This is a genomic window from Sporosarcina aquimarina (assembly GCF_033253705.1).
Taxonomy (GTDB): Bacteria; Bacillota; Bacilli; order Bacillales_A; family Planococcaceae; genus Sporosarcina; species Sporosarcina aquimarina.
Genome location: NZ_JAUBDH010000008.1, coordinates 64,340 through 88,643, shown reverse-complemented (window position 1 = coordinate 88,643; position 24,304 = coordinate 64,340). Strand labels below are relative to the sequence as shown.

The 24,304-nt window shown below is 41.4% G+C and carries 27 protein-coding genes and 1 pseudogene; 22 read left to right on the top strand and 6 right to left on the bottom strand.

Annotated features, from left to right (window positions below; genetic code table 11):
- Positions 1-97: 97 nt before the first annotated feature.
- Both QT716_RS12875 and QT716_RS12870 read left to right on the top strand, forming a co-directional pair.
- A complete protein-coding gene (locus QT716_RS12875; protein WP_317936483.1) occupies positions 98-643 on the top strand; it encodes an RNA polymerase sigma factor in 546 nt (181 codons plus the stop codon).
- Positions 636-1,901 (top strand): DUF4179 domain-containing protein, encoded by a 1,266-nt coding sequence (locus QT716_RS12870; protein WP_317936482.1) that lies wholly within the window; start codon positions 636-638, stop codon positions 1,899-1,901. The genes QT716_RS12875 and QT716_RS12870 overlap by 8 nt, the downstream gene beginning before the upstream one ends.
- A 341-nt stretch (positions 1,902-2,242) precedes the next feature.
- Here QT716_RS12870 and QT716_RS12865 read toward each other — a convergent pair whose 3' ends face one another.
- Entirely contained in the window at positions 2,243-2,872 is a 630-nt protein-coding gene (locus tag QT716_RS12865) for a hypothetical protein (RefSeq protein ID WP_317936481.1), read from the bottom strand.
- Between the two features lie 175 nt (positions 2,873-3,047).
- On the opposite strand from QT716_RS12865, the gene QT716_RS12860 reads away from it, so the two are divergent.
- Together QT716_RS12860 and QT716_RS12855 are read left to right on the top strand one after the other, a co-directional pair.
- Positions 3,048-3,665 (top strand): class I SAM-dependent methyltransferase, encoded by a 618-nt coding sequence (locus tag QT716_RS12860; RefSeq protein ID WP_317936479.1) that lies wholly within the window; start codon positions 3,048-3,050, stop codon positions 3,663-3,665.
- Positions 3,655-4,251, top strand: a complete 597-nt coding sequence (locus tag QT716_RS12855; protein WP_317936478.1) for a class I SAM-dependent methyltransferase — start codon at positions 3,655-3,657, stop codon at positions 4,249-4,251. Before QT716_RS12860 ends, QT716_RS12855 begins: the two co-directional genes overlap by 11 nt.
- A 196-nt stretch (positions 4,252-4,447) precedes the next feature.
- Here the strand turns inward: QT716_RS12855 and gshAB are convergent, their stop codons facing one another.
- Positions 4,448-6,706 (bottom strand): bifunctional glutamate--cysteine ligase GshA/glutathione synthetase GshB, encoded by a 2,259-nt coding sequence (gene gshAB, locus QT716_RS12850; protein ID WP_317936476.1) that lies wholly within the window; start codon positions 6,704-6,706, stop codon positions 4,448-4,450.
- Positions 6,707-6,815: 109 nt separating this feature from the next.
- Entirely contained in the window at positions 6,816-7,649 is an 834-nt protein-coding gene (fghA, locus tag QT716_RS12845; protein ID WP_317936475.1) for an S-formylglutathione hydrolase, read from the bottom strand.
- A gap of 248 nt (positions 7,650-7,897) precedes the next feature.
- On the opposite strand from fghA, the gene QT716_RS12840 reads away from it, so the two are divergent.
- The 3 genes from QT716_RS12840 to QT716_RS12830 all read left to right on the top strand — a co-directional run bounded on the left by QT716_RS12840 (position 7,898) and on the right by QT716_RS12830 (position 10,376).
- Positions 7,898-8,260, top strand: a complete 363-nt coding sequence (locus QT716_RS12840) for a winged helix-turn-helix transcriptional regulator (RefSeq protein WP_317936474.1) — start codon at positions 7,898-7,900, stop codon at positions 8,258-8,260.
- 274 nt (positions 8,261-8,534) lie between these two features.
- The gene (locus QT716_RS12835) at positions 8,535-9,659 is read left to right on the top strand and encodes an S-(hydroxymethyl)glutathione dehydrogenase/class III alcohol dehydrogenase (RefSeq protein WP_317936473.1); all 1,125 of its coding nucleotides are present in this window, start codon (positions 8,535-8,537) and stop codon (positions 9,657-9,659) included.
- Between the two features lie 372 nt (positions 9,660-10,031).
- A complete protein-coding gene (locus QT716_RS12830) occupies positions 10,032-10,376 on the top strand; it encodes a thioredoxin domain-containing protein (RefSeq protein WP_317936472.1) in 345 nt (114 codons plus the stop codon).
- Between the two features lie 236 nt (positions 10,377-10,612).
- Here QT716_RS12830 and ric read toward each other — a convergent pair whose 3' ends face one another.
- The gene (gene ric, locus QT716_RS12825; protein ID WP_317936471.1) at positions 10,613-11,311 is read right to left on the bottom strand and encodes an iron-sulfur cluster repair di-iron protein; all 699 of its coding nucleotides are present in this window, start codon (positions 11,309-11,311) and stop codon (positions 10,613-10,615) included.
- 262 nt (positions 11,312-11,573) lie between these two features.
- On the opposite strand from ric, the gene QT716_RS12820 reads away from it, so the two are divergent.
- The 6 genes from QT716_RS12820 to QT716_RS12795 all read left to right on the top strand — a co-directional run bounded on the left by QT716_RS12820 (position 11,574) and on the right by QT716_RS12795 (position 14,994).
- On the top strand, positions 11,574-11,819 hold the full coding sequence (locus tag QT716_RS12820) for a hypothetical protein (RefSeq protein ID WP_317936470.1): 246 nt from the start codon (positions 11,574-11,576) through the stop codon (positions 11,817-11,819).
- Between the two features lie 112 nt (positions 11,820-11,931).
- Entirely contained in the window at positions 11,932-12,441 is a 510-nt protein-coding gene (locus tag QT716_RS12815) for a sigma-70 family RNA polymerase sigma factor (RefSeq protein WP_317936469.1), read from the top strand.
- Positions 12,428-13,084: a TIGR04104 family putative zinc finger protein gene (locus QT716_RS12810; protein ID WP_317936468.1), complete on the top strand. Its 657-nt coding sequence runs from the start codon at positions 12,428-12,430 to the stop codon at positions 13,082-13,084. Before QT716_RS12815 ends, QT716_RS12810 begins: the two co-directional genes overlap by 14 nt.
- A gap of 143 nt (positions 13,085-13,227) precedes the next feature.
- The gene (locus QT716_RS12805; RefSeq protein WP_317936467.1) at positions 13,228-13,650 is read left to right on the top strand and encodes a hypothetical protein; all 423 of its coding nucleotides are present in this window, start codon (positions 13,228-13,230) and stop codon (positions 13,648-13,650) included.
- A 96-nt stretch (positions 13,651-13,746) separates the two neighbouring features.
- Entirely contained in the window at positions 13,747-14,205 is a 459-nt protein-coding gene (locus QT716_RS12800; protein ID WP_317936465.1) for a DIP1984 family protein, read from the top strand.
- A 333-nt stretch (positions 14,206-14,538) separates the two neighbouring features.
- The gene (locus tag QT716_RS12795) at positions 14,539-14,994 is read left to right on the top strand and encodes a DUF1801 domain-containing protein (RefSeq protein ID WP_317936463.1); all 456 of its coding nucleotides are present in this window, start codon (positions 14,539-14,541) and stop codon (positions 14,992-14,994) included.
- A gap of 105 nt (positions 14,995-15,099) precedes the next feature.
- On the opposite strand, the gene QT716_RS12790 is transcribed toward QT716_RS12795, so the two are convergent.
- Positions 15,100-15,321, bottom strand: a complete 222-nt coding sequence (locus QT716_RS12790) for a hypothetical protein (protein ID WP_317936462.1) — start codon at positions 15,319-15,321, stop codon at positions 15,100-15,102.
- Positions 15,322-15,429: 108 nt separating this feature from the next.
- Entirely contained in the window at positions 15,430-16,002 is a 573-nt protein-coding gene (locus tag QT716_RS12785; protein WP_317936461.1) for a hypothetical protein, read from the bottom strand.
- A 166-nt stretch (positions 16,003-16,168) separates the two neighbouring features.
- Between QT716_RS12785 and QT716_RS12780 the strand changes: the two genes are divergently transcribed.
- From QT716_RS12780 to QT716_RS12740, 9 genes and pseudogenes are all read left to right on the top strand, one after another.
- Positions 16,169-16,807: an esterase/lipase family protein gene (locus tag QT716_RS12780; protein ID WP_317936460.1), complete on the top strand. Its 639-nt coding sequence runs from the start codon at positions 16,169-16,171 to the stop codon at positions 16,805-16,807.
- A gap of 14 nt (positions 16,808-16,821) precedes the next feature.
- A complete protein-coding gene (locus QT716_RS12775) occupies positions 16,822-17,349 on the top strand; it encodes a GNAT family N-acetyltransferase (RefSeq protein ID WP_317936459.1) in 528 nt (175 codons plus the stop codon).
- Positions 17,350-17,373: 24 nt separating this feature from the next.
- Complete coding sequence (locus QT716_RS12770; protein WP_317936458.1) at positions 17,374-17,895, top strand: hypothetical protein; 522 nt, start codon at positions 17,374-17,376, stop codon at positions 17,893-17,895.
- A 16-nt stretch (positions 17,896-17,911) separates the two neighbouring features.
- Complete coding sequence (locus tag QT716_RS12765) at positions 17,912-18,613, top strand: response regulator transcription factor (protein ID WP_317936457.1); 702 nt, start codon at positions 17,912-17,914, stop codon at positions 18,611-18,613.
- A complete protein-coding gene (locus QT716_RS12760) occupies positions 18,613-19,635 on the top strand; it encodes a sensor histidine kinase (RefSeq protein WP_317936456.1) in 1,023 nt (340 codons plus the stop codon). Before QT716_RS12765 ends, QT716_RS12760 begins: the two co-directional genes overlap by 1 nt.
- 681 nt (positions 19,636-20,316) lie before the next feature.
- Positions 20,317-21,075: an ABC transporter ATP-binding protein gene (locus QT716_RS12755; RefSeq protein WP_317936539.1), complete on the top strand. Its 759-nt coding sequence runs from the start codon at positions 20,317-20,319 to the stop codon at positions 21,073-21,075.
- Entirely contained in the window at positions 21,053-22,978 is a 1,926-nt protein-coding gene (locus tag QT716_RS12750; protein WP_317936538.1) for an FtsX-like permease family protein, read from the top strand. The genes QT716_RS12755 and QT716_RS12750 overlap by 23 nt, the downstream gene beginning before the upstream one ends.
- Positions 22,979-23,044: 66 nt before the next feature.
- A pseudogene (locus QT716_RS12745) lies at positions 23,045-23,460 on the top strand (VOC family protein).
- Positions 23,453-24,145: an ankyrin repeat domain-containing protein gene (locus tag QT716_RS12740; RefSeq protein ID WP_317936454.1), complete on the top strand. Its 693-nt coding sequence runs from the start codon at positions 23,453-23,455 to the stop codon at positions 24,143-24,145. Before QT716_RS12745 ends, QT716_RS12740 begins: the two are co-directional and overlap by 8 nt.
- Positions 24,146-24,304: the final 159 nt, after the last annotated feature.

Sequence of the window (24,304 nt, the reverse complement as noted above, 5' to 3'; positions counted from 1 at the left end):
AGTAGCGTAGTTGTGAATAACACCCAAAAAGAAAATACATAGTTTTAAAATGAACTTTTTATCTGCCTGGGAACTCTTATAAGAAAGAGGTGAGTCGATGAGGACCGTCAAGTTGGTCAAGAAAGCAAAAAAAGGAAACAAAGAAGCGCTGTTGCAACTGATTACTGAGCAACAAGACGCTTATTATCGATTGGCCTTAACGTACATGGGCAATTCCCATGATGCGATGGATGCTTTGGAAGATATGATTGTGAGCCTCTATCATTCGATTCCTCAATTGAAAAAAGAAGAATCATTTTACAGTTGGAGCAAAACAATCCTTGTCAATCGATGTAAAAAGCTATTGCAGCAGCAAAACAAAATTGTCTTTATGGAGCATCCTGAGGATAGCTTGGAAGAACCCGTTCTGCCTGCTGATCCGGCTAACTATTTTACACAGACCGAGCAGCGCATGGACTTGATAGAGATGTTGAATACATTGAATACGAATCAGCAAGAGGCAATCAAATTAAAGTATTTACACGACTTGGACCTTCAAACAATTTCCGAAATGACAAATGTATCAATTGGGACTGTGAAATCCCGTATTTTTCAAGGTCTGAAGAAAATGCGTGAACACTTCGGAGGTGAGTGGAATGAATGAGTTGGAAAAGCAGCTAGAAGTAGAAAAGGAACGGTTAGAGCGCAGTAAAGCTCCTGAGGAACTAGGAGAGCGTCTAAGACAAGCACTTGAACAAACGCCTTCCCGACGTAAGAATAAGATGCCGAAATGGGTAGCTGGCGTTGCCGCTTTACTATTTCTCTTCATCGTAAGCTATAACTACAACGCACTCGCATACTATGGCAACAAACTGCTTGGCTATGATGAATTAATGACCGAAACGCTAGCTCAATTGAATGAACAGGGCAGCGGGCAGCCGATTGAGAAAAAAATTACACTCCTTGATGGAACTGAACTGTATTTAGACGGGTTGCTGACAGATGAAAACCAATCCATTCTCTATTACACAGTGAAAAATCCAAATGGAATCTCGGAAGAATCTTATTTTGATAGTCTTCACGGTTTATGGACAAAAGCGCATGCAACAAATGGAACGTATTCTGTAAACGAGGCTGGAACGGAAATTAAAGGAATTCAGGCATTCGAAGCGGTAAATCCGTTTACAAAAGAACTGACGTTAGAGTATAGGAACAATGAAAACGCTGAACAAGGAAAAATTACATTCCCTTATAATCCTAAGCAAGCGATGCAAACTGAACTGAAACAGCCAATTCGTAAAAAGGTTCATGTTGACCAAGGGAATATCAGGTTTGACTCAATCACCGCAACACCTAGCCGTACTACGATTAAAGGCAAGGTGAATGTGGATAACTTTGACCGGATCCAATTAGGGGGATCAGGGATTCATTTACTAGCAAATGGCAAACCGGTGGATATGACAGGTTCAAGCAGCAAATCAGCAATTTTTGGATCATCTATTGAACTTTATTATGACCGGTTACCGACGGATATTGAGGCATTAGAGGTGGTTGTGGACAAATTTGTGGGGTACGAATCACTAAACGAATCGATTCTATTATCTGGAGAAAATGAACAAACTGAAACAATCCATGGTCAGGAACTGATCATTAGTAAAATCGAAAAAACAACGGAAGGTATCCAACTAAAGATTGCGACGGAACAAAATATCCTATTAGATGGAGTTTCCATCAAGTCAAAAGGGAAATCAATTCCTCTTCACACCACTTTAAGGGCAGACCTTGTAGATTACGGGAATGAGGAACCGTACAACGAACGAGTTCTGCTCTTTAAAAGCGATGAACTGCCGGATACCCTGATGATTGAAGGCATGCACTATGCTAAAAGTTATGGAAAACACATTCAAATTATAAGCAAATAGAAAACCGTTGAGGAAAACTGGATTTCCTCAACGGTTTTTTCTGGATTGCACGGCATAATCAGCTTGGCAGATAACGAAGGGCCAACACAAGAATCCCATAACTGAAGCCCCAAGATTTGAAAGAACCTTAACTGTTAACTTTTAAATTTTAAACGGTAAGAACTTTAAGGTGTAAGTTTTAAAGCTTTGAGCGCTGATCGTTAAGCTTTCAGTTCGCTTTTACTACTATACGTTTAAAGTAATTAAAGTAGGTTGTCCGGTTTTACTTATTGTCCCAAAGAAAACTCGGAAAAGAAGGGTCTTGTGGACATCGTTTTCAATTACCCATGCAATCCTGGACGTTAAATTGAAATTTGTGTCACGGCATTGGATTCAGAAAGGACTGCATCTACTTCTGTTTTAAAATTGGAAATGCTTTCTTCCAATTCATCAATACGTTTGTCGAGATTCAAAGGGTCTATAAGAACAAACTCGTTACGCTCCATGAAGGATTTTGTATGCAGTTCAACTTCTTCTTTTTTTGCGTTCTCTTTCTTACCTAAGATCTCGGTCAAGTAAGATTCCAACCGCTGCGTCAGTGTGTCATTTTCCATAGTCAGACGGTTGATGGCTTTTCTGCGTTTAAATACCATCGCAGCGAGTAAGTTTTCTTCCAGCTGAATAGAAGTTTTGCGTTCAATTGCTTTCGCGACTGTCATTGTTTCACCAGCAACCGTCACTTGTGTTGCGGCGTTGGACTGAACTACAGCGTCTTTAATAGAATTACGACGTTCAATTAAAGACATGGTTTTGTCGAAACCTGCTTGAATTGTTTTTTCATAGTCTTCAATAGAGAGACCATTGATTTTTTGTGCAGATTTTCGGTCCGTTGCGATGAAATCCGCTTCTTGGGTCGCTTTCGCTATTCGATCGTTCAATGTTTTGAGTTCGGATAGTGCGCGGTGAATGGACATCGTTTGAGTTGTTGTCATGAGTTCTCCTCCAATCGCTCTATTTTATAGTTTATCATTTCCAATTTGACGTTGCCAAGTAAGAGCCGAACAAACGAGAGCAATGAGCATGTAAACCAGTTCGTGTTACGATAGTAGTATAGAATCGGAGTTAAAGACATGTGGAATTTATGCAAAAAGGGAGGTGGCTCAGTCAATGAGAACCTGGTTTCCAAAAGTATATGATGTGGCGATGAAACCGCTGGAAGCGTCCCGATTTAAAGAAATTAGAAGGGACCTCGTTGAAAAGGCAGAAGGTCGGGTATTAGAAATAGGATCAGGAACAGGGATTAACTTTCCTTACTACAAGAATGCACGCCAAGTGGATGCGATTGAACCTAATCCTTCCATGAGCAAGCGGGCGGATGAACAGCTGCGGCACGCACAAGTGCCGATACGTGTCCATGAAACCGGAGCAGAAGCATTGCCGTTTGCAGATAATACATTCGACACTGTCGTTGCCACGCTAGTATTTTGTACTATTCCAGTCCCGATGAAAGCACTTGCAGAAATTCAGCGTGTGAGCAAACCCGGAGCCCGCCTTTTGTTTTTTGAACATGTCCGGATGGAGCCGATCTTCTTGAGTAAAACCCAAGATATCTTGAATCCATTATGGCAAAAGATTTGTGATGGATGCCAGTTAAATCGAGATACGCTAGAGATGATCAAAAAATCGGGGATTGAAGTCACTAAGGTCAAGTCATATTATGCGAAATTGTTTTTGTATATTGAAGGGACAAACAGGATGACAGAAAGGATGAATCATGATGAATAAATGGCAAGAGCGTTTTAGTCAGACGGAGTATGTATTCGGGAAAGAAGCGAATGCTTTCATTCAAGAAGCAGCAGAGCGTTTTGAGATGGGGCCATCGATTTTAGCCGTTGCTGAAGGAGAAGGAAGAAATGCAGTCTTTTTAGCGGAGCAGGACTGTGATGTCATGATTTGGGATTTCGCCCAATCGGGACTCGACAAAGCGAAGGCTCTTGCAAAAGAGAAGGGTGTTCAGCTAAAGACACAGATACAAGACTTGCAGGAGGCAGAATGGCCGAAAGACAAGTACGATACGATCATTTGCGTATTTGGCCATTTCAATCCGGAATTGCGGAAACGGACGCTTGAAGGAATTCGACAAGCGGTCAAACCTGGTGGGCTGTTTGTGACAGAAGTCTATGCTAAAGAGCAGATCGACTATGGAACAGGCGGGCCGAAAGATCTTGAGTATTTGTATGAGCTGAAAGACTTTGATGTATTTGCTGATTGGGATCAGCTGCATGTTGAAAAGAAAGAAGTCGTGCGTGAAGAAGGGGCAGGGCATAGTGGATTGTCTCATGTCATTCAATTTGTGGGACGGAAAAAGTAAGCAAAAGTAAAGCCGGTTTACACGATAACTCTTGTGGCAAACTAGCTGGCCAAGGAAATAATGAATCATAACGCCTGATGATCGATAAGACTATTTTGATGCATTTCATACATTCAAAGAAAAATGGAATCCCACTGAAAGTTGTATAACTCAACTTTCAGTGGGATTCTGTATAGTTCGGTGAATAATTTTGGTTTTATAATAGTTCAGGAAATAGACAATATAGGATATGCATAGTTAAACGTCGTGACTTACCTTTGTATGGATAGATATGCATATACATTGATGGGTTAAAGTTCGCTTCAATAATCCCATAGGCATTTGGCTCAGCAGCTGGGACGTCAATATCGTTGATAATCAAATCGATGCCACTAATAGTAGCTCCTAGTGCAGTTACCGCATCCGCTGCTATTTTTTTATAATCCTCAGGAATTTGATCCGTCACGTCAACGGAATCTCCACCCGTACTTACGTTAGAATTCTCACGCAGGTAGACGACTTCGTCCATCTTTGGAATCGAGGTCAATTGATACCCCTGGCCTTTAAGCATAAGGATTTCCAATTCACCTAGCTGTATAGTTTCTAAAGGTGTCCTATGGTCTCTGCCTCGTAATGGGTCACTGTTCTTTTGATTGACTAACTCTTCGATTGTGTGTTCCCCGTCACCTAAAACATTGGCAGGAGTGCGCAATAAAACAGCTTCAACTTTATCATTCAGCACAAAAAAACGATATTCTGTCCCACTAAGAAATTCCTCTATTAGTACAGAAGAATCTTCTTTGAAGGCAAGTGTGATTGCTTTTTGATAATCTTCGAAACTTGCTTTTTCCTTAAATATCGAAATTCCTAGTCCGTAATTTGTTGACTTTGGTTTCACAACGAAAGGTCTGGAAGCAAACTTATCATAAGCACGTATAGCTTGCTCTTTGTCATTAAATTCATCACCTAAGGGTACGCGGAATCCATGTTGATGAAGAATCTTCTTTGTCACTGTCTTATTCTCCATAATTAAAGTAGAGACATAGCTATCTTTACTCGTCATATTTCCGTTTTTTACATATTCAACATGATCGTTTAATTTAAGTTTTAAAAATTGCTCCTGGCGATCCAAGATTTCGACTTTGATTCCTAGCTGAATAGCATCAAACATGATAATTTGCGTGGACAGTTCCATGTCAGTAAATCCTGTTAACTGATAGGGTTTCTCCCATGCATTTTTGTAGTTTTCTTTAGCAATATCCGTTGCGACTTCACTTTGACTGGTGTTTACGCTTTTTTCGTAGAGTCTTCCAGCTAAAGTCTTACTTGGGTCTCTTAACATTTCCCGGAGATTGATAAATAGCGTGTCTGAAACATTCAAATCGAACATTCTAACTAACTGTTCCATTTCATCAATTACTGTTTCAGCCTCTTTTTCAAATTGCGTATGCTTTAATGGGTGCTCTAGAGCCACTACCTCATTCGTTAAGTCACCTTCTTTAACCCACTCATCACAATGTATACCTTCGTCTTTCCATAGAGAGTAAATTAAGAATAGATGAAGAAACTCTGCTTGTTCATAACTAATTCCGTTTTTATCGAAAGGATTAATATCTATGTTTCGGAGCTCAACATATTTGACACCTTGGTCTTCTAACTCTGAAACTTGAGCAGTGCCTCTTAAACGAACAGCCGAATAAAATTCCTTTTCTTCAATTAATACACCTTTTTTAACCATTGATAAAAGATTTTCAATATAGGTTTGTATACTGCTGAAGGACACATGAAGGTCTTCATGATTGGAATAACCAAATTTACTGTTTCTAATACTTCTAACAGGCTCATTCAAAGAGCTTTTTTCGAAAAAGTTCTTTTCACTACTTGGAGAAGCCCCGTAAAAATAAGTTATAAGCCAGCGGTAATGCAAGTAGTTCCTTGTGACTTTAAGATAAATCTCCGTTTTAAATTGTTGATAATCCTTAATCTCTGACTGTACGTTAAATAATGTTTCAAGTAACTCTTCACCAAACTCAAAATTATAATGAATACCACTGATCATCTGTTTTCGACGGCCATACGAATGTGATAAATGACGGCGGTATAGAACGTTTGCGAAATTCTTTAACTTTGCAATCGAAATGTCATCTTCTTTATCCGGTAACTCAGGAGGCATACTTAACGGCCAAAGCATTTCGTCTTTACCTATAGACTGATAGGCAACATCGTGGATAGCCGATAAGTAATTAAACAGCTCCTCCAGAGAATCAGAAACCGGTGTAATCAATTCCATCTGCGTCTCTGAAAAGTCTCGTTGAATATACGGATGTTCATCATTTAATGAAATGCTTTCAGGGTGATCGGTTTTAGCTAAATTACCTAGTAAGTCAACGCGTTGACCTTCTTTTTCAACCCCGAAACGAGCTTTTAATAGATAGGGCTTAACACGATTATTTTCTAACATTCTTTTAAAATCCATGATATCTATACCTCCTAATTCTCGTACCTTTTTAAGAAACAAGCAAAAATATCCACATTTAAATTGAATGTGGATATTTGCCATTCCAAATGTTATTTGTTAAAAATCATCATGACAATTGCTCGATATGGAAGTCGAAATGGTCTTCCAAGAATGTTGAGATGAAGAAATAGCTATGATCATAGCCTTTCACTTTCTTATAAGTTACTTTTGCGTCAGTTACTTTAGCATTTTCTAAGAAAGTCGTTTCATCCAATTGTTCTGGATAAAACTGATCTCCAGTTCCTTGTGTAATTAGAATAGGAGGCGCATCAGTTGTTTTAATGAGCTCTGACGCATCCCACTCTTTCCAAGATGCTTTGTCTTCGCCTAAATAAGTTGTGAAAGCTTTTATTCCCCAAGGAACTTGACTAGGACTTAAAATAGGGGAAAAAGCAGAAATTGCTTTGAATTTGGCGGCATTTTTCATCCCGATCACTAATGCGCCATGACCTCCCATTGAGTGTCCCATTATACTTTCTTTACCCGAGAAGTTAGGGATCAAAGCGGCTGCAATACGTGATAACTCATCCGTTATGTATGCATACATATTGTAATGCTTTGCCCAAGGCTCTTGTGTAGCAGTCAAGTAAAAACCGGCTCCTTGACCAAGGTCGTACGCAGCATCATCCGCAACATTTTCTCCACGAGGTGACGTATCGGGGATAATGACTGCCACTTGGTGTTTTTCGGCTAATCGTTGGAAACCACTTTTTTGACTGAAATTATCATCTGTACACGTCAAACCAGATAACCACCATATGAGTGGGATTTCTTTCTTTTCTTGATTTGAAGGTAAGTAGATACTAAACGTCATATCACATTGTAAAACTTCTGAATAATGGCTGTACTTAGATTGTACTCCATCAAATGAGAAATGTTGTTCAATTAGTTTTAAAGTCATTTATTTCACTCTCCATTTATTTATAGTGTGAGGGATGATTTATGTTAACGAAGAAAACCAATAGCCTTTTTAATATCCATACCCATAATCACATAATGTAATGCATTCTACAATACTGACATTCCTGTCACTATGTTATAATGCTGAAAGATAGGAGCTTTAGGACAACTTGAAATAGAAATCCCAATGGGTATGATGTGTAGATTATTCCTTTAGACTAGAAATATTTGTAGAGAGTGTGAATATAGATGGAAATTAATTATAAAGATAAAACTTATTTTACTGGAAAAGATCTGGCTTTATCTGTTATAGGTGGACGTTGGAAAATAGTGATTATCTGGTGTTTGCTGCAAGAGTCACCATTAAGGTTGAGTGAAATGCAAAAGAAACTTCCTGAAGTGAATCAGCGCATGCTAATTAGACAATTAAGGGAATTAGAAGATGATAACATAATTATTAGAACTGTATATCCCGTTGTGCCGCCTAAAGTCGAATATCAACTAAGTGAAATCGGTCTTCTCTTGGAACCTGTCGTCACTTCAATCTGTGATTGGGGAGATATTTTTAGCGATTCTTTAGAAAAAGATGTAAATATACCAGAGACTGAATAACTTAATTTACGCCTGGGTGTAAGAAAGAAATAACTAACATGTTATTTTCTGTTGAAATTCCTGTCCAATACACTATTGACTGTTATGACATAGTGGTCAGTATGGCGTGTTAAGTTAGGATGTGTAATCATGGAAGTGAAAACAAAATGTGTTTCACGATTTTACATGTTCTAATTTGTCTGGATGACAAATATGTCAGTATTGTCAACTGATTTTCAAAATGTGATTATGGGTATAGTAACGCTATAAAAACAGAAAGAAAGAAGGGTTTTATTTGAAAAGTAGAGCAGCCGTTGCATTTAAAGCGGGAGAACCGCTTCAAATTGTAGAAATCGATGTTGAGGATCCAAAAGCTGGAGAGGTTCTAGTAAAGATTCTGTACACTTCAGTCTGTCATACAGATGCTTATACATTATCGGGGGATGATCCAGAAGGTGTATTCCCTGCCGTTTTAGGACACGAAGGCGCTGGTGTTGTCGTAGCCGTAGGTGAAGGAGTTACTTCAGTAGCGCCAGGCGATCATGTTATTCCACTCTACACTCCAGAATGTGGAAAATGTAAGTTCTGTCTTTCAGGCAAAACAAACTTATGTAGTGCAATACGTGAAACGCAAGGTAAAGGGCTAATGCCTGATGGAACGACTCGCTTCTCTTACAATGGAGAGCCAATTTATCATTACATGGGAACGAGTACATTTAGCGAGTACACAGTTGTTTCTGAAATTTCATTAGTAAAAGTTGAAGACGAAAAAGCCCCGCTTGATAAAGTTTGCCTATTTGGATGTGGAGTCACTACAGGTATTGGTGCTGTCCATAACACAGCGAAAGTGGAAGAAGGGGCAGTGACAGCGGTATTTGGTTTAGGAGCTATTGGGTTAGCTGTAATCCAAGGATTGGCTCAAGCAAAAGCGAGCCGCATTATTGCAATTGATATGAATGATGGTAAAGCTGAATTGGCTAAAAAGATGGGCGCAACTGATTTTATCAATCCTTCAAAATTAGATAGACCAATCCAAGAAGTTATCGTTGAAATGACTGATGGAGGAGTAGATTACAGCTTCGAATGTATCGGGAATGTCGAAGTGATGCGATCGGCTCTAGAATGCTGTCATAAAGGTTGGGGAGAAAGTATTATTATCGGCGTAGCTGCTGGTGGTAAAGAGATTTCCACTCGTCCGTTCCAATTAGTTACTGGACGTGTATGGAAGGGATCAGCGTTTGGCGGAGTTAAAGGCAGAACCGAACTTCCAGGAATGATTGAAGACTTCATGAATGGTAAAATTGACTTGGATTCGTTCATTACACATCATTTAGACTTTATGGATATCAATGAGGCATTTGACTTGCTTCATAAAGGTGAGTCAATCCGTACGATCCTCACGTATTCTGAAAAAAACTGATTCAAAGTTAGGCATTAAAAAATTAAATAAATTTCATGAGAAAACAGTTGAACATCGCAAAACTGCATCTAAACTAGATAATGGGATGAATGATTATCCAGCAGTTGATGGATTATAAGAATGAACTTTCCGTAGTTAGAAAAGATAGGCAAAAGTACTTGCTCACAAAAAAGCAAGTGCTTTTGTCTATTGACGATTATAGGTATAGCAGAAAAATGCCATCAGAATAATACAGCTGAAATTTTCAGGATGTAAAGGAATTTTTGTATTTCACTATAAGTTTTGTTAGAGTTCAATAGAGTACCATGATTGGTTTCAGAATTTATACGTTATTTACTATAATTTGCTATATAAAAAGGAGATTGAGTCATAATGAATTATGAAGAAAATGTAGCAGGCTTTGATAAGATTGATTCTGTAAAAGCACAAGAATTGGTAAAAGGCGATATGGAAGCAGTCATCTATGTAGGCAAGGCTGTATGTCCTTTTTGCCAACTATTTGTTGAAAAACTAAAAAAGGTTAGTGAGGAAACTAACACTACTATTTATTATGTAAATAGCGTGGAAAAGTCTGATATGGAAGGTATTACAGCTTTCCGTAATGCATACAACATTCCAACAGTCCCTGGATTCATCTATACGAAAGGTGATACTCTAAACGTAAAATGCGATTCATCCATGTCAGAAGAAGAGATCAAAACGTTTATGAATAAATAATTTACTTTATTATCACTCGTAGCTCGTCTTGTGAGAAGTTGGTATAGGTTACTGTCGTCTCAAATGTATTATGCCTTAACTGGTCGCGAAGCCTTACCTTAACGTGAGTTTTATAAAAAAATTAAACGCTCCAGTCCTTTGTCACACAAGGGATTGGAGCGTTTTTGTAACCTGCGTACATGTCGGAAAAGCCAGGTATCGTGTTCGAGATTGCGCGGTACGTGGCTTTTGTTTCATCAAATTGCTTCTCGGACTCGGTCGAATAAGACGTTATTCTCCAAATGGACATGCTGGAATGTATCTTTTTCAAATTGTTCAAGACGTGCATACACGAGCCGGTACGTGCCGCATGCTTCATCAGGAGGAGTGAAATTATTCGTGATCTCCCGCAGTTCATGAAGTAGTCGGCCGGCGTTATCATGTTCGTGTTCGAGTTCAGCGACATGAGGTTTTAGCTGCTCTTTTAGCCCAGGCGTCGGGTTTGCTAAAAACTCCAGAATAAGAGGGAATACGTTTAGGTCTTCATCATCTGTATGGTCAATCAATTCAGCACGCAATAGTTTGTAGATTTCTTGTACACGCAGCAGATGTGGATGGTTTTCACCGTGGACACGGGCGACTTTCGTGACATATGGCGCGAGCAATGGAAGCTCTTCACGTAAACCGGTATGATATTTTTCTTGAATGTATGCAATGAGTGTCTTTTCTCCAAAGGAGGAAGGCTCCATCTGATCACGTGACTCTCGCTTTTTCTCAATTTCTTGAACGCGTGTTAAAACATCCGTTGGATTGAGGTCGCGTTGAACAGCGGCTTCTTGCAATGAAATTTTACCTCCACAGCAATAATCGATACGTAAGTTCCGGAACAGATCGGCACTTTGCGGGATAGCTGTGACAATATCTGAGACGTGTTGGTCGAGTGTTATTTGTGACAATGGAATTCCTCCTATGGATATAATTGATAATCGTTCTCAATGTCAATCTTACGTTAACTTCTCCCGATTTCATATAAGGGAAATGCCTATATTATTATTTCAGTTCAACTTTCAATTACTTTACAAACACGAAATATGTCAAAAAAGCACAAAATTAGATAGCTATCGATCTAGTTTGTTCGTATACTCAGATTAGTAGGCTGTACATTGCCGAATTGAAACAATAGAATCAGTGAAAAACTAGTGAAAGGAGAAGAACGATATGAAGAAAAAGGAGTTATTCATTATTCCTTTGGTTACTCTAGTAACACTGATGTCTTTAGGGGCGTGCGCAGATGAAGCCAATGAATTTGTCATCTACGGAAATCATGAAAACATGAGTGATTCGTCAAAAGACTATTTAATAAACTGTCTGGACGATAGAAGCATCGAGTTTAAACTGGATGCACAAAAAAATATTCTAATTCAAGAGCGCGATACCGATAAGGCAGTCGCTTCTTGTTCATAATAGTGCAGCCTGTAGTATCCTGAAAAGGACGCTGCAGGTTTTTATTTTTCCTGAAAGTGAATCGGAAATGAAATGACATCCGTCTATAGAAGAAAGGCAGGTGGATTCGTTCGTGAATATCGAAAAAGTGGTGGGCGATTATGGCGATTATTTGCTGCGGGTCGCTTATGTCTATGTCAAAAATCAAAGTACTGCAGAAGATATTGTGCAAGACGTATTCATTCGATTTTATCAGCAATCCGATGAATTCAGACGAAAGAGTTCGTTGAAGACCTATCTTGTCAAAATGACCGTGAACCGCAGCCACGATTACTTAAGGAGCTGGACTCATAAACGAGTTGTATTCAAAGAAAAGATTATTGGCACGAAATCGATGAAAACTCCAGAACGACGATTGGTTGAAGAGGAAACTACAGAATCTCTATTAACTGCTTTGCTTTCGATGAAACTGATCTATCGTGAAGTATTGGTATTGTACTATTACGAAGAATCGTCAACGGTGGAAATTGCACAGATTTTAAATTGTCCTGAACCAACAATCCGGACTCGACTTCAACGTGCCCGCGCTCAATTAAAAGAGCGATTAGAAGAACAGGAGGGGTTTTCTCATGGATTCGATTAAAGAACAGTTGAATGCCGAGCTGCAAAAAATCACCTTCGACGATGAACGGAAACAAGAGCTCATTCACTCTGTCAAAAACAGCCGGAAACCAAAAACACGCGCACCTGTTTGGACCTATCGAATTGTGCTATCGTCTTTTGTATTGTTGTCTATGGCTTTTGGGTGGATTAACCAAAACGCAGAGAACCCTTCAAGTGTTACGCAAGCGGATGGCGGTGGGACACTTACTATTATGGATCTACTTGGATATGACTCGGTAAAGACGCTGCTGCTGGCAATTTTGTTCTTCATCATTTACGGCTTGTTTATACGCAGTATTCGAAAAGAGGGAAGGACGCTGCCTGTCTGTGCGAATTGCGGGGCTGTGTGGACGCATAAGCTGGCATTGAAAAAAGCATTCAGAAATGAAAAGACAGCGTGTCCGAATTGTGGTGAGATGAATTACCAAACGAGGAAGTCCAGAAAAAAGACGAGCTTGTTCCAGCTTTTCATTCCTGTGATGATCATCGCAGCTAACTTATTTGAACATGGCATTTATGGAATGGTTATCTACCTCGCATTTCTAGCCCTATTAACCATCCGCTTGGTTCCATTCTATGTGGAATTGCAGCTGGAGAATCCGATGGACGAACCATGGTGGTGAAAATGATAAGGCCGTATCCATTCCAAACGGATGGATACGGCCTTATTTTTAAAAAGTGGTGGGACTGCTGTTTACTGCGGCAAGTGAAAAGGGAATAGATAATCAGGTAGAAAAGGATAGGAGGAACGCGGATGAAACAGTTCATGCAGCTGATAGGTATCGGACTAGCAAGCGGCGCAGTGTTAGCGGCACTGATGCAGCTGGTCTATACGCTGACAGGAAATCAGGCGTACGTCCTTTTGTATAATGTGGATTACTTTCCGATTATTCATATCTGGCAGGACAGCACCTGGTTCGGCATCGTCTTTCACTTCGCTTTTTGCGTTGCGAGTGTCATCGGTTTGTTTTACATATTGAAATTGTTCGGCTGGCAATACAAAATGTGGCCCTATGTTGCAGTCTATACGCTAGGGAGCGGTATTTTATATTTTTTGACGCTGCTGACCGATCAGCCTCCAGCTGCGGATGACGGGATGGCTTGGTTCTACTGGACATCGAGCCATTTGGTGTTCAGTCTTATTGTGGCAGGAATGATTACCAGGTTTGTCGGGCGGAGCAAGTCATAGACTGTGTTCCGTTTACTCATCGTTCCAAAAAAGAGGAATAATCGGTTGAATGCAGAATAACAATATTATACAGATTGGCTTTAGGAGGTTTCGAACATGAAGTTAGCAGAAGCTTTAATCGCACGGGCGGATTATCAGAAACGAATTGAACAGTTAAAAAAACGAATTCTCATGAATTTGAAAGTTCAAGAGGGCGATGCCCCTTATGAGGATCCGAATGAGATGCTATCGGAACTCGCGGAGATCCGTCAAGAGCTTACCTCGGTAATTAAAAAAATTAACCGGACCAATTGCGAGATTAAATTTGATGAAGACCGTACACTTGCGGATGCGTTAACTGAACGTGATCAGCTTTTTGACCAGCGATCGGTCCTGACAAAAGTGGTAGACGAGGCTTCCCATCAGGTTGATCGATACAGCCAGTCGGAAATTCGAATCATTAGTACAGTTAGTGTAAAGGCAATTCAAAAACAAGTTGATCAGTTATCGAAAGCCTATCGAGAATTAGATACGAAGATTCAAGGGATGAACTGGAATATTGATTTGCTAGACTAACGTAAGACAGTCGGTAGCGAGAGGTTGTAAAGGTGAGTGCAAACCCGCCAACAGGGAACGTTGGATTACGAAAAGCAGCGGGGCCAGCTTTGCGGCTAATGACCGCAGAACATTGATGCCCAGTAAAGTGACACTTGTACAAATAGATTGTCATTGTAACTACCATGCACTAATTTACAGCTCTTCGCGAGGGTGGGTTCGGGGACTGCATACATAAGAATTAGCATCTGTTGAACGCGGAACAGATGCTAATTCTCATTTATGTAAGACTGAATCCTAACTGAGATATGCTATTGTAGTGATAAATAGAAAACAAAAGAAATGAGGATTGTTATGAGAATTGAAGCGGAAACCATTGAAGAATACGTTCAACAGCTTCCTGAAGACAGACAGCAAGCGATTGAAAAACTGCGTCTGACGATTAAAGAAAATTTACCGCCTGGTTTTGAAGAAACACTCTCCTACGGCATGATTGGATATGTGATCCCGCATAGTATATTTCCGGACGGGTATCACTGCAAACCGGAAGAACCGCTGCCATTTCTAAGCATTGGCTCCCAGAAAAACTTCATCGGTCTCTATCATATGGGGATATACGCATTTCCTGAAGTACATGATTGGTTCGTAGCGGAGTATCCAAAGCACGTGAAAACAAAATTGGATATGGGGAAAAGCTGCATTCGATTAAAAAAGATGGAAACTATCCCTTATGAATTGATTGCTGAGTTATGTAGGAAGATCTCAGTTGAAGAGTATATTGCTCACTATGAAGCAGAATTGAAGAAGTAATTATTTCTAGGTGGCTGTCCATTAAAGATGCATTGAAGACATGGTGAGAGTTGTACGTAGACGAATAAAAAAAGTCGGAGATCATTCGAGATCCCCGGCTTTTACCTATTTCTTTTTATTCTTATTCGATTGCTGGTTCTTATCGTGATTGGTTTTATTATTTTTGTTCTTCACTTTCGCATCAAATTCAGGAGCAAATTCCGTATCTGCGTTGTCTAGCGGATTGTTGCTGTTGCTATTACTCGCATCACGGTCTTTGTTTTGATACGTATCGAACGGATTATGCGTCCGCTCATTCATTGTTTTTGGATTATTTTTGTTTCCCATGCAGGTCACCTCCTATTGGTAAGATGCCTGAAATGATGGGAAATCATACATGGTTAGGGAAGAATATGGGGTGTGGCGGGCTACATATAACTGGATTAGGGGAGTCAGCTATGCCCGCTTTTTCAAATTGAATAAATCCCGATCGTGTTCCATCAGTTTGGCTTCAATATAATGCATGTCCTCTTTTGTTGTGACATGGTCAAATTTAACAAGTACTTCTTGACGGAATTCCATTAACTGTCCAGTCTGCTCAAAAATGGCGTCTTGTTTGTTTTCAATACGATCCAACTGACCTTGCATACCACCCATTTGGCTATGCATACCGTCCATTTGACTTTGCATACCACCCATTTGGCTATGCATACCGTCCATTTGGCCTTGCATACCATCCATTTGGCTATGCATACCGTCCATTTGGCTTTGCATACCGTCTATTTGGCCTTGCATACCATCCATTTGGCTTTGCATACCGTGCATTTGGCCTTGCATACCGTGCATTTGGCTCTGCATACCATCCATTTGGCTCTGCATACCATCCATTTGGCTTTGCATACCGTGCATTTGGCTCTGCATACCATCCACTTGGCTTTGCATACCATCCATTTGACCTTGCATATCGCGTTGACCTGTTTTCACGTCTTTCAGCTCAGAAAGTATTTGCTGCAACAATACCTCGCTCATTGTTTTCACCTCCTTCATCAGTAACACGATTATAGCATATTTCATGTGAAAACCGCCTTGGAAAAGTGTGCTGTAAAACTTGTGGATAATCCCCGATTCGTCAGTGACTGGCATGATACACTATAGGTAATTGAAAAGTGAATGAACGAGGAAGTGAAAATGCAAAATGGATCACGTGCTGCTGTTACATGGTTTCAATAAGTCATCGAAAGATATGGCAGTGCTGTCTGAGTATCTTGAGGCATTCGGATTTCGGTGTCACGCGCTCACACTCCCATTAACGAGACAAGAATTCGATCGTGTTACGCAACTTGTGACGAATGAGGTGGAAAAACTGGCAGATTCAACTGGAGGAAAGGTTCATCTAGTCGGTCACAGCACAGGCGGTTTACTCATCCGGCATTTGTTGCTGGATCGGGAGGCTGCGATACACATCGGACGATGTGTCCAACTTGCAACCCCGAACAAAGGCAGTCAACTGGCTATGTTAGCAGGTACCATTAAAGGGTACACAAACTGGTTCAGAACGTTGAAATCTTTGCACATTGCCTATATAGAAAAGCTGTCTTTACTAAATGACACTCCAATTGAAATGGGTGCTATCGCAGGCACAAACAGTAACTTGTGGTTAGGACATCTCATCAAAGGAGAAAATGATGGACGTGTGGAAGTTTCTTCTGTGGACATTCCCGATCTGACAGAGTTCACCACTCTCCCATTTGGACATAAAGATATTCATTATCATTATGAAACAGCAGTTTTGACAGCTAGATTTTTGAAGACGGGAAGTTTTTCATTAGACTGAGGAGGGGGATCATCATGCGATTTGAACGGCCAAGTATGAAATGGAAAGACGAGCACGAAGCGTATATGAAAGAATGGGACGAGGATGGAATGACTCCCAGCAGCTTTCATCTGAAAGACGGAATACCTTATGAAGTCTATCTGGAAGAGCTCCGGAAGCGGGAAGCAGGACAGGGCAAATGGCTGCCTTGTACGAACTACTTCTTGGTGGATGAAACGGATCGGGTCGTCGGAATGATTGATATCCGGCATGACTTAAATGAGTATCTGCACCAATTCGGCGGGCATATCGGTTACGGGGTCCGGCCGTCAGAGCGCCGAAAAGGATATGCGACGCGGATGCTGGCGGAAGCGTTAAAGGTCACTGATAAGCTGGGGATAAAATCTGTACTCGTCACGTGTAACGATGATAATATCGGATCCGCAAAGACGATTCTGCACAACGGCGGCGAGGAAGATGTTAGTTTGACTGAAGAAGATGGCACAGTGGTCCGCAGGTTTTGGATAGAACGAAAAAAACAAGTTAGCATGAATTGTATTTAATACGGTTAGGAGGAAATCACGACCATGTACGATCCAACGATATTTGATAATCTGAAGGTTGCTCTCGAAAATCGATTATATGACTTAGATAATTTAGATGAACACATTGACATAAAGAACAGACGCGATGTTATGGACTTCGCCGTGCTATCCCGAGAATTCGCACTGCGGTTTGTCCTTCGCAATCATCCTGAAATCGAAGTGGAAGTCGTGCTGCACGCAAGTGTCCGAGATCTAGCTGGCGAAATCATGGAAGATCCGAATGCAAATGCCGCGTGCTCATTGTCAATTTGTTTTCAGAAAAGCATCCAGGATCCTGAAACAGAATGTGCTGGAATTGAACAAGTTATGGCCTCCATCTGGGAACAGGATATTGAACTCACTCAAACCATCCGTTATGTTCATGGCGAAGAGAATCCCGAGATGATGAATTCTATTAAGGCTGCATTTAAACCGCGGCTCACTGAAGATAATATGGAGGAGCTATCGATGTTTTTGGAGCACGTACTCGATACATTGCATGTGTTGAATCGTATGCAGAACTAACGAAGGAGGTCGCGACATGGAAGAAAAGATTTTCATCGTGGAGGACGATAGTGCTATCTTTAATTCGTTGAAAGAGCATTTAGAACAATGGTCATTTCAAGTGGCAGGTCCGGAAAACTTTCAGGATATTATGACGCCATTTACGCAATTCAATCCGCAGCTCGTCATTATGGACATTCAACTCCCCGCGTACGATGGATTCCATTGGTGCCGCGAAATCCGTGCACTATCCAATGTACCGATCATTTTTCTTTCTTCGAGAGACCATCCGATGGACATCGTCATGGCCATGAATATGGGCGGGGATGATTACATACAAAAGCCGTTTCACACCGATGTGTTACTTGCTAAGATACAAGCTACGTTACGCCGTGCGTATGCATATGCCGAACTAGATGAACCGATGGACGAGTTGAAGTGGAATGGAACAACAATTGATTTGAAACGCTGTGTCATTAAAGGGAGAAACCAAGAAATCGAGCTTACGAAAAATGAGTTTTTCATTCTGTCCATTCTGGTGGAGTCAAAAGATGAAATCGTCTCAAGAGATGATCTGATCCGGAAGTTGTGGGATGATGAACGCTTTGTCAACGACAATACACTGACGGTTAACGTGACACGCTTACGGCAAAAACTCAGTGATTTAGGGCTGGAAGAAGCGATTGTTACGAAAAAAGGAATGGGTTATATGGCAGTTACAGTACAGGAGAATACGTAATGCTGCGAATTTATATTGTGGATCGGAAAAGTTGGATTGCTCTATTTCTAGGATCTTTGCTGCTGACAGACTTGCTGCTGTTTTTGGATCAAGGATTCGCCATCAATCCAGTCTCAGTCGGCTACTTGAATGTGCTGTTACTTTCGATATTCATAGTGTTCGTGATCTGGCGTTATCGCAAAGAGACGGCTTATACAAGGTCGCTGAGTAGACTTTTGGAGGAATTGCCCGATGACTGGCAAGAAGGACTTCCATCCACCATTTTTCATCAAGATGCCATGACGTCCGAACTGCTCCAGCACGTCGATGCATCGTACAGAAAACAGATGGCAAAGATGCGGGAGTTTGTGCAGTCGGAGCAAAATGATACGGCAGCTTGGGTTCATGAAGTGAAGGCGCCGCTCACTGCGATGAAGTTACTGATTGACGCAAATCGAAAAATACCCGAATTCCGAAAAATCGAAGCGGAATGGCTGCGTGTTCATTTGCTGATCGACCAGCAACTGTACATATCTCGACTTCCTTCATTGGAAGCGGATTACGTAGTGGAACAAGCCGACATCGTTCGGATTGCTGCAGAAGAAGTCCGCCAGCTGATGCCATGGTGTTTGGAGAAGAATATTGCGTTTGAAATTGCGGAGGAATCTTTGGAAGTAGTGACGGACCAAAAATGGTCACGCTTCATTCTTAGGCAATTATTAACGAACGCAGTGAAATACAGTCCGCCAGGTGGAACGATAGCCTTACAAACTTCAGTGGATGAAACAGGTCATTTATCTATTATTGTAGCGGATGAAGGACCAGGAATTCCTGCACATGAAATGCCCCGTATTTTTGACCGGGGGTTCACGGGAAGTGCGGGTCGTATACAACACGCAGCAACGGGCTTGGGGCTTTATCTGGCAAAACAGGCTGCTGATAAAATAGGTGTCCGCTTGGATGGACAATCCGACGGGTCGACAGGGACACAAATGGTTATAACATTCTCAGTGGAAAATGAATTTGATGCCACCCGTAAGTGAAAGATTTATGAGCACATTTCAGAGTTTATGAGCGGAATGCGAGATTTATGAGCACATTTCAGAGTTTATGAGCGGAATGCGAGATTTATGAGCACATTTCAGAGTTTATGAGCGGAATGCGAGATTTATGAGCACAATCCAGGGTTTATAAGCGGGATCCGGGATTTATGAGCACATTGCGGAGTTTATGAGCGGAATGCGAGATTTATGAGCACAATCCAGAGTTTATGAGCGGAATGCGAGATTTATGAGCACAATCCAGGGTTAATGAGCGGAATGCGAGATTTATGATCACATTCCAAAGTTTATGAGCGGAATGCGAGATTTATGATCACATTTCAGAGTTTATGAGCAGAATTCGGGATTTATGAGCGCATTCCAGAGTTTATGAGCGGAATTCGGAATTTATGAGCGGAATCCAGAGTTTATGAGCACACTCCAGAGTTTATGAGCGAAATCCGGAATTAATGATCACATCCCATAGTTTATGATCCCAATCCAGGATTTAAATAATTATGTCTTGCCTCCTCAGTCAAACAGAATTTGATGCAGCCCGTAAGTGACAAAACTGTAACGTTGCGACCGCTGTTTGTCATCCAAATCGAACGACTCCGCTGTTTTTCTGCAGTAAAGTAAGAGTATAGAAACAAGGAGGCGTTTTGAGTGTCACAAAAAACAACTATGTTGGAAGCTGCATCGATTCGTAAATCGTTCGGAACGCGCGGGCAAGTGCAGCAGGTTTTAAAAGGATTGGATTTCCGTGTTATGGAAGGCGAATTCGTCGGAATCATGGGGCCTTCAGGTGCCGGGAAAACGACATTATTGAATGTCCTGGCGACTATCGACCGGACAACAGAAGGCTCGATTAAAATAAATGGAACAGATATTTCTTCGATGAACGACCGCAAACTATCGCAGTTCAGACGCGATCAGCTCGGGTTCATCTTCCAGGATTATAATTTGCTCGATACATTGACCGTGAAAGAAAATATTTTACTGCCGATCTCAGTTGGAAACGTGAAACGTGTCGTGGCGGAAGATCGCTTCAAATCGATTGCTCGTACTCTGGGAATTACAGAATTAGCGAATAAATACCCTGGTGAAATTTCAGGCGGCCAAAAGCAGCGGACTTCAGCTGCGCGGGCTCTGATCAACGAACCTTCAATTGTGTTTGCAGATGAGCCGACAGGTGCGCTCGATTCGAAATCAGCCGCCTCACTGCTCGGAACATTGGCGCAAGTGAACGACGAGCGGGACGTCACGATTATGATGGTGACGCATGATCCTGTTGCATCGAGTTACTGCAATCGCGTTGTATTTCTGAAAGACGGTACGATTTACTCCGAGCTGTATCGCGGGGAACAGACGAGGCAGCAGTTCTTTCAAGAAATCCTGAAAGTGCAAGGGATTCTTGGAGGTGACAGCGTTGACGCTCTTTGATCTCGTTGTCCGCAGTATGCGGAAAAACCTGAAACATTACTATTTATACTTTTTTGCATTGATTTTAAGTGTTGTGCTGTATTTTGTTTTTGCTTCGCTGCAGCATGACGCATCGGTATTGGAACAGACGGATACTTCATTCAAAATGGCATCGGGCTTTAAAGCTGCAGGTATCCTCTTACTGTTCATCTCGGGTGTCTTCCTGCTGTATGCGAATTCCATTTTCTTGAAACGCAGAGGCCGCGAAGTGGGACTCTATCAGCTTATCGGGTTGTCCAAGTTCACTGTAACCCGGATGCTAGTGACAGAGAACCTTCTGCTTGGAACAGGAGCTCTCGCAATTGGAATTGGTATTGGCTTGCTTGTTTCCAGAGTATTTTTACTGCTGTTGATGAAACTTATAGGAATAGATGGCGTGTTGACGTTATCATTTTCCGGAGCTGCGATACTGCAAACAATCTTCGTGTTTGTCGCATTGCTCGTGCTAACCTCACTGCAAATGGCAGTAGCAGTGAAACGCAGTACATTGCTTGAGCTGTTTAAGGTGGATCAGTCGGGAGAACGTGTTAAAAAGCCGAAAACAGCGGTTTCCGCTATATTTGGAACTTTAGGGGTACTCTTAATTGGCTTCGGTTATTGGCTATCTGGACATATGCTTAACAGTTTGCTGTTTTTCTATATGATTGTCGTATTAGTTTCTGTCATTCTTGGAACGTATCTGCTGTTCCGTGTGACGATTGGCTGGGCAATATTCCAAATCAGAACATCCAAAAATGGACACCTCGGTTTGTCGAATAGTTTGTCACTAGCGCCATTGATCCACCGGTTGAAAGCCAATGCGAATTCGTTGACGATTATTACGGTGTTATCTGCAATGACGCTGACCATGATTGCTGCTGCATACTCAACTTACTATTCATCGGGAAAAGAAAGCCGTTTAATGGAGCCGTTCGATTATATGATTGTCGGAGATCCCTCCGCATCGGATCAGTTCCTGAAATTGCTTGATAAGGCGGATATTTCATATCATGCTTCTGATATCGAAGGATTTGAATTAAAGGGTGACTATGAAAAGGAACTGAATCCCATGCTTTATTATCAGGATGTGCAAATCCGAGTCGTAAGCGAAAGTCAATTAAGTAAAGCGGGGTTGACGATTGAAGTGAATGACCCGCAGTCGGGTGTTTTGATGGCCGGTTACACCCATTGGATGCTGAAGTCTGTGGAAACTCCGGTTAATCTTATACTTGAACCTGGAGGTTTGAACAAAAACGTTGCGATTGAACGATTTGCAGAAGGTAATGCCTTCAATGATTATGACTTTGCGTCGATAATCGTCGTAAAAGATGAGCTATTCCAGACGATCCGTTCAGGATATAAGGAATCAGGTGAAATCGCTCAAATCAATACTGTTGCAATCAATTTACAAAATAAAGACCAGCTAAAAGAAGCTACGGAGCTGTATAATGGAATTGAAAGTTCCGGTAAAAGATTCGACTACTATACACAATACCAAAATACGCTGCAGTCCAGCGGTATGCTCATCTTCATCGCTGGATTCCTCGGTCTCGTATTCCTCATCTCAACAGGAAGTATTCTCTACTTCAAGCAGATGACGGAAGCAGAACAAGAGAAAGCAAGTTACACAACGCTGCGCCAGCTAGGATTCAGTGTGCAGGAAATTATGAGAGGCGTTATTAAGAAGCAAGTATTCGTATTCGGATTGCCTCTTCTGATCGGATTATTGCATTCGATTTTTGCATTGAAATCTGCGTCGTTCATCTTCATGAGTGATGTTACGGTTCCGACCGTCATTGCAATGTCCGTTTATATAGCCATCTATTTAGTGTTTGCGTTCTTGACCGTCGGTTATTATCGGAAAACGATCAAAGCTGCGTTATAATAAAAATATCCAAAACGTCCGCTATTCAATAGATTAGCGGGCGTTTTTCAAAAGGGGGGACTGCTTGTGAAAGGATTGCTTCATCACATTGAATTATACGTTTCTGATTTGGAACGCTCTGTAGAGTTTTGGGGATGGCTGCTGGAAGACTAGGCTACATAGTGTATCAGGATTGGGCCGAGGGGAAGAGTTGGAAACTTGGGGAAACGTATCTTGTTTTTGTTCAAACTGAAGAGCGATTTCTGGATGTTCCGTACCATCGATGTAGGACTGGACTGAATCATCTAGCGTTCCATGCGGAAACCAAGGAGCACGTGGACTTAATCACAAAACAATTGAAAAATCGTAACGTGAGAATTCTTTACCCGGATACTCATCCGTTCGCAGGCGGGGAATCCCATTATGCGGTCTATTTTGAAGATCCTGATCGGATGAAGGTTGAAATTGTTGCTCCGATTGAATCTGGAACTTCCGATGCGTAAGCTTATCCTAGCAGGACTCGCTGCCAGTCTCATCACAGCATGTGTGCCTGAAGAGAAAGACGGGAATACCGTCATTAAACAAGGAGGAGATTCAATGACAACTGAACTAGTAGAAGCTGCCAATCAGCAAGATACAAAGAGAGTGAAGGAATTGATCGAGCAAAATACAGAGTTGAATACTCAAGATAGCGAAGGAAGAACCGCACTTATGATTGCAACGTACAATAACGACGCCCCCACTGTCAAAGCGCTATTGGATGCTGGGGCGGATGTCGACATACAGGACAACATGCAAAACAATTGCTTCCTATATGCGGGAGCAGAAGGGTATATTGACATTATGCGCTTCGCAAACGAAGCGGGAGCAGACGTTACTCTCACAAACCGGTATGGCGGAGTTGCTGTCATTCCTGCAGCTGAGCGCGGCCATGTTGAAATGGTCGAAGCCCTGCTGAATGAAACGAAGGTGGATGTGAATCATGTGAATGATCTTGGATGGACGGCCCTTATGGAAGCCGTTGTGTTAAGTGATGGCGGCGTTCAACACCAAGAAATCATTAAAATTTTGCTGAAACATGGAGCGGATCAGTCGATTACGGACAAAGACGGAATCACACCACTTCAACATGCGAAAGATAAAGGATATTTAGAAATCGTGGATATTTTGGAAGCTGCTTCACTATAAAGTTAGCATCCTGTTACTCAAACTGAATGTGTTGAGTAACGGGATTTTTTTTTCAACTAGTTAAAGGGCCTTGCAATGCGAGGTAGTGAATAGTAATATATGGTAAAGAGGTGTACCTTGTAAAGCGAGGTACTAAACAAGTATGAATATGAGGTGATG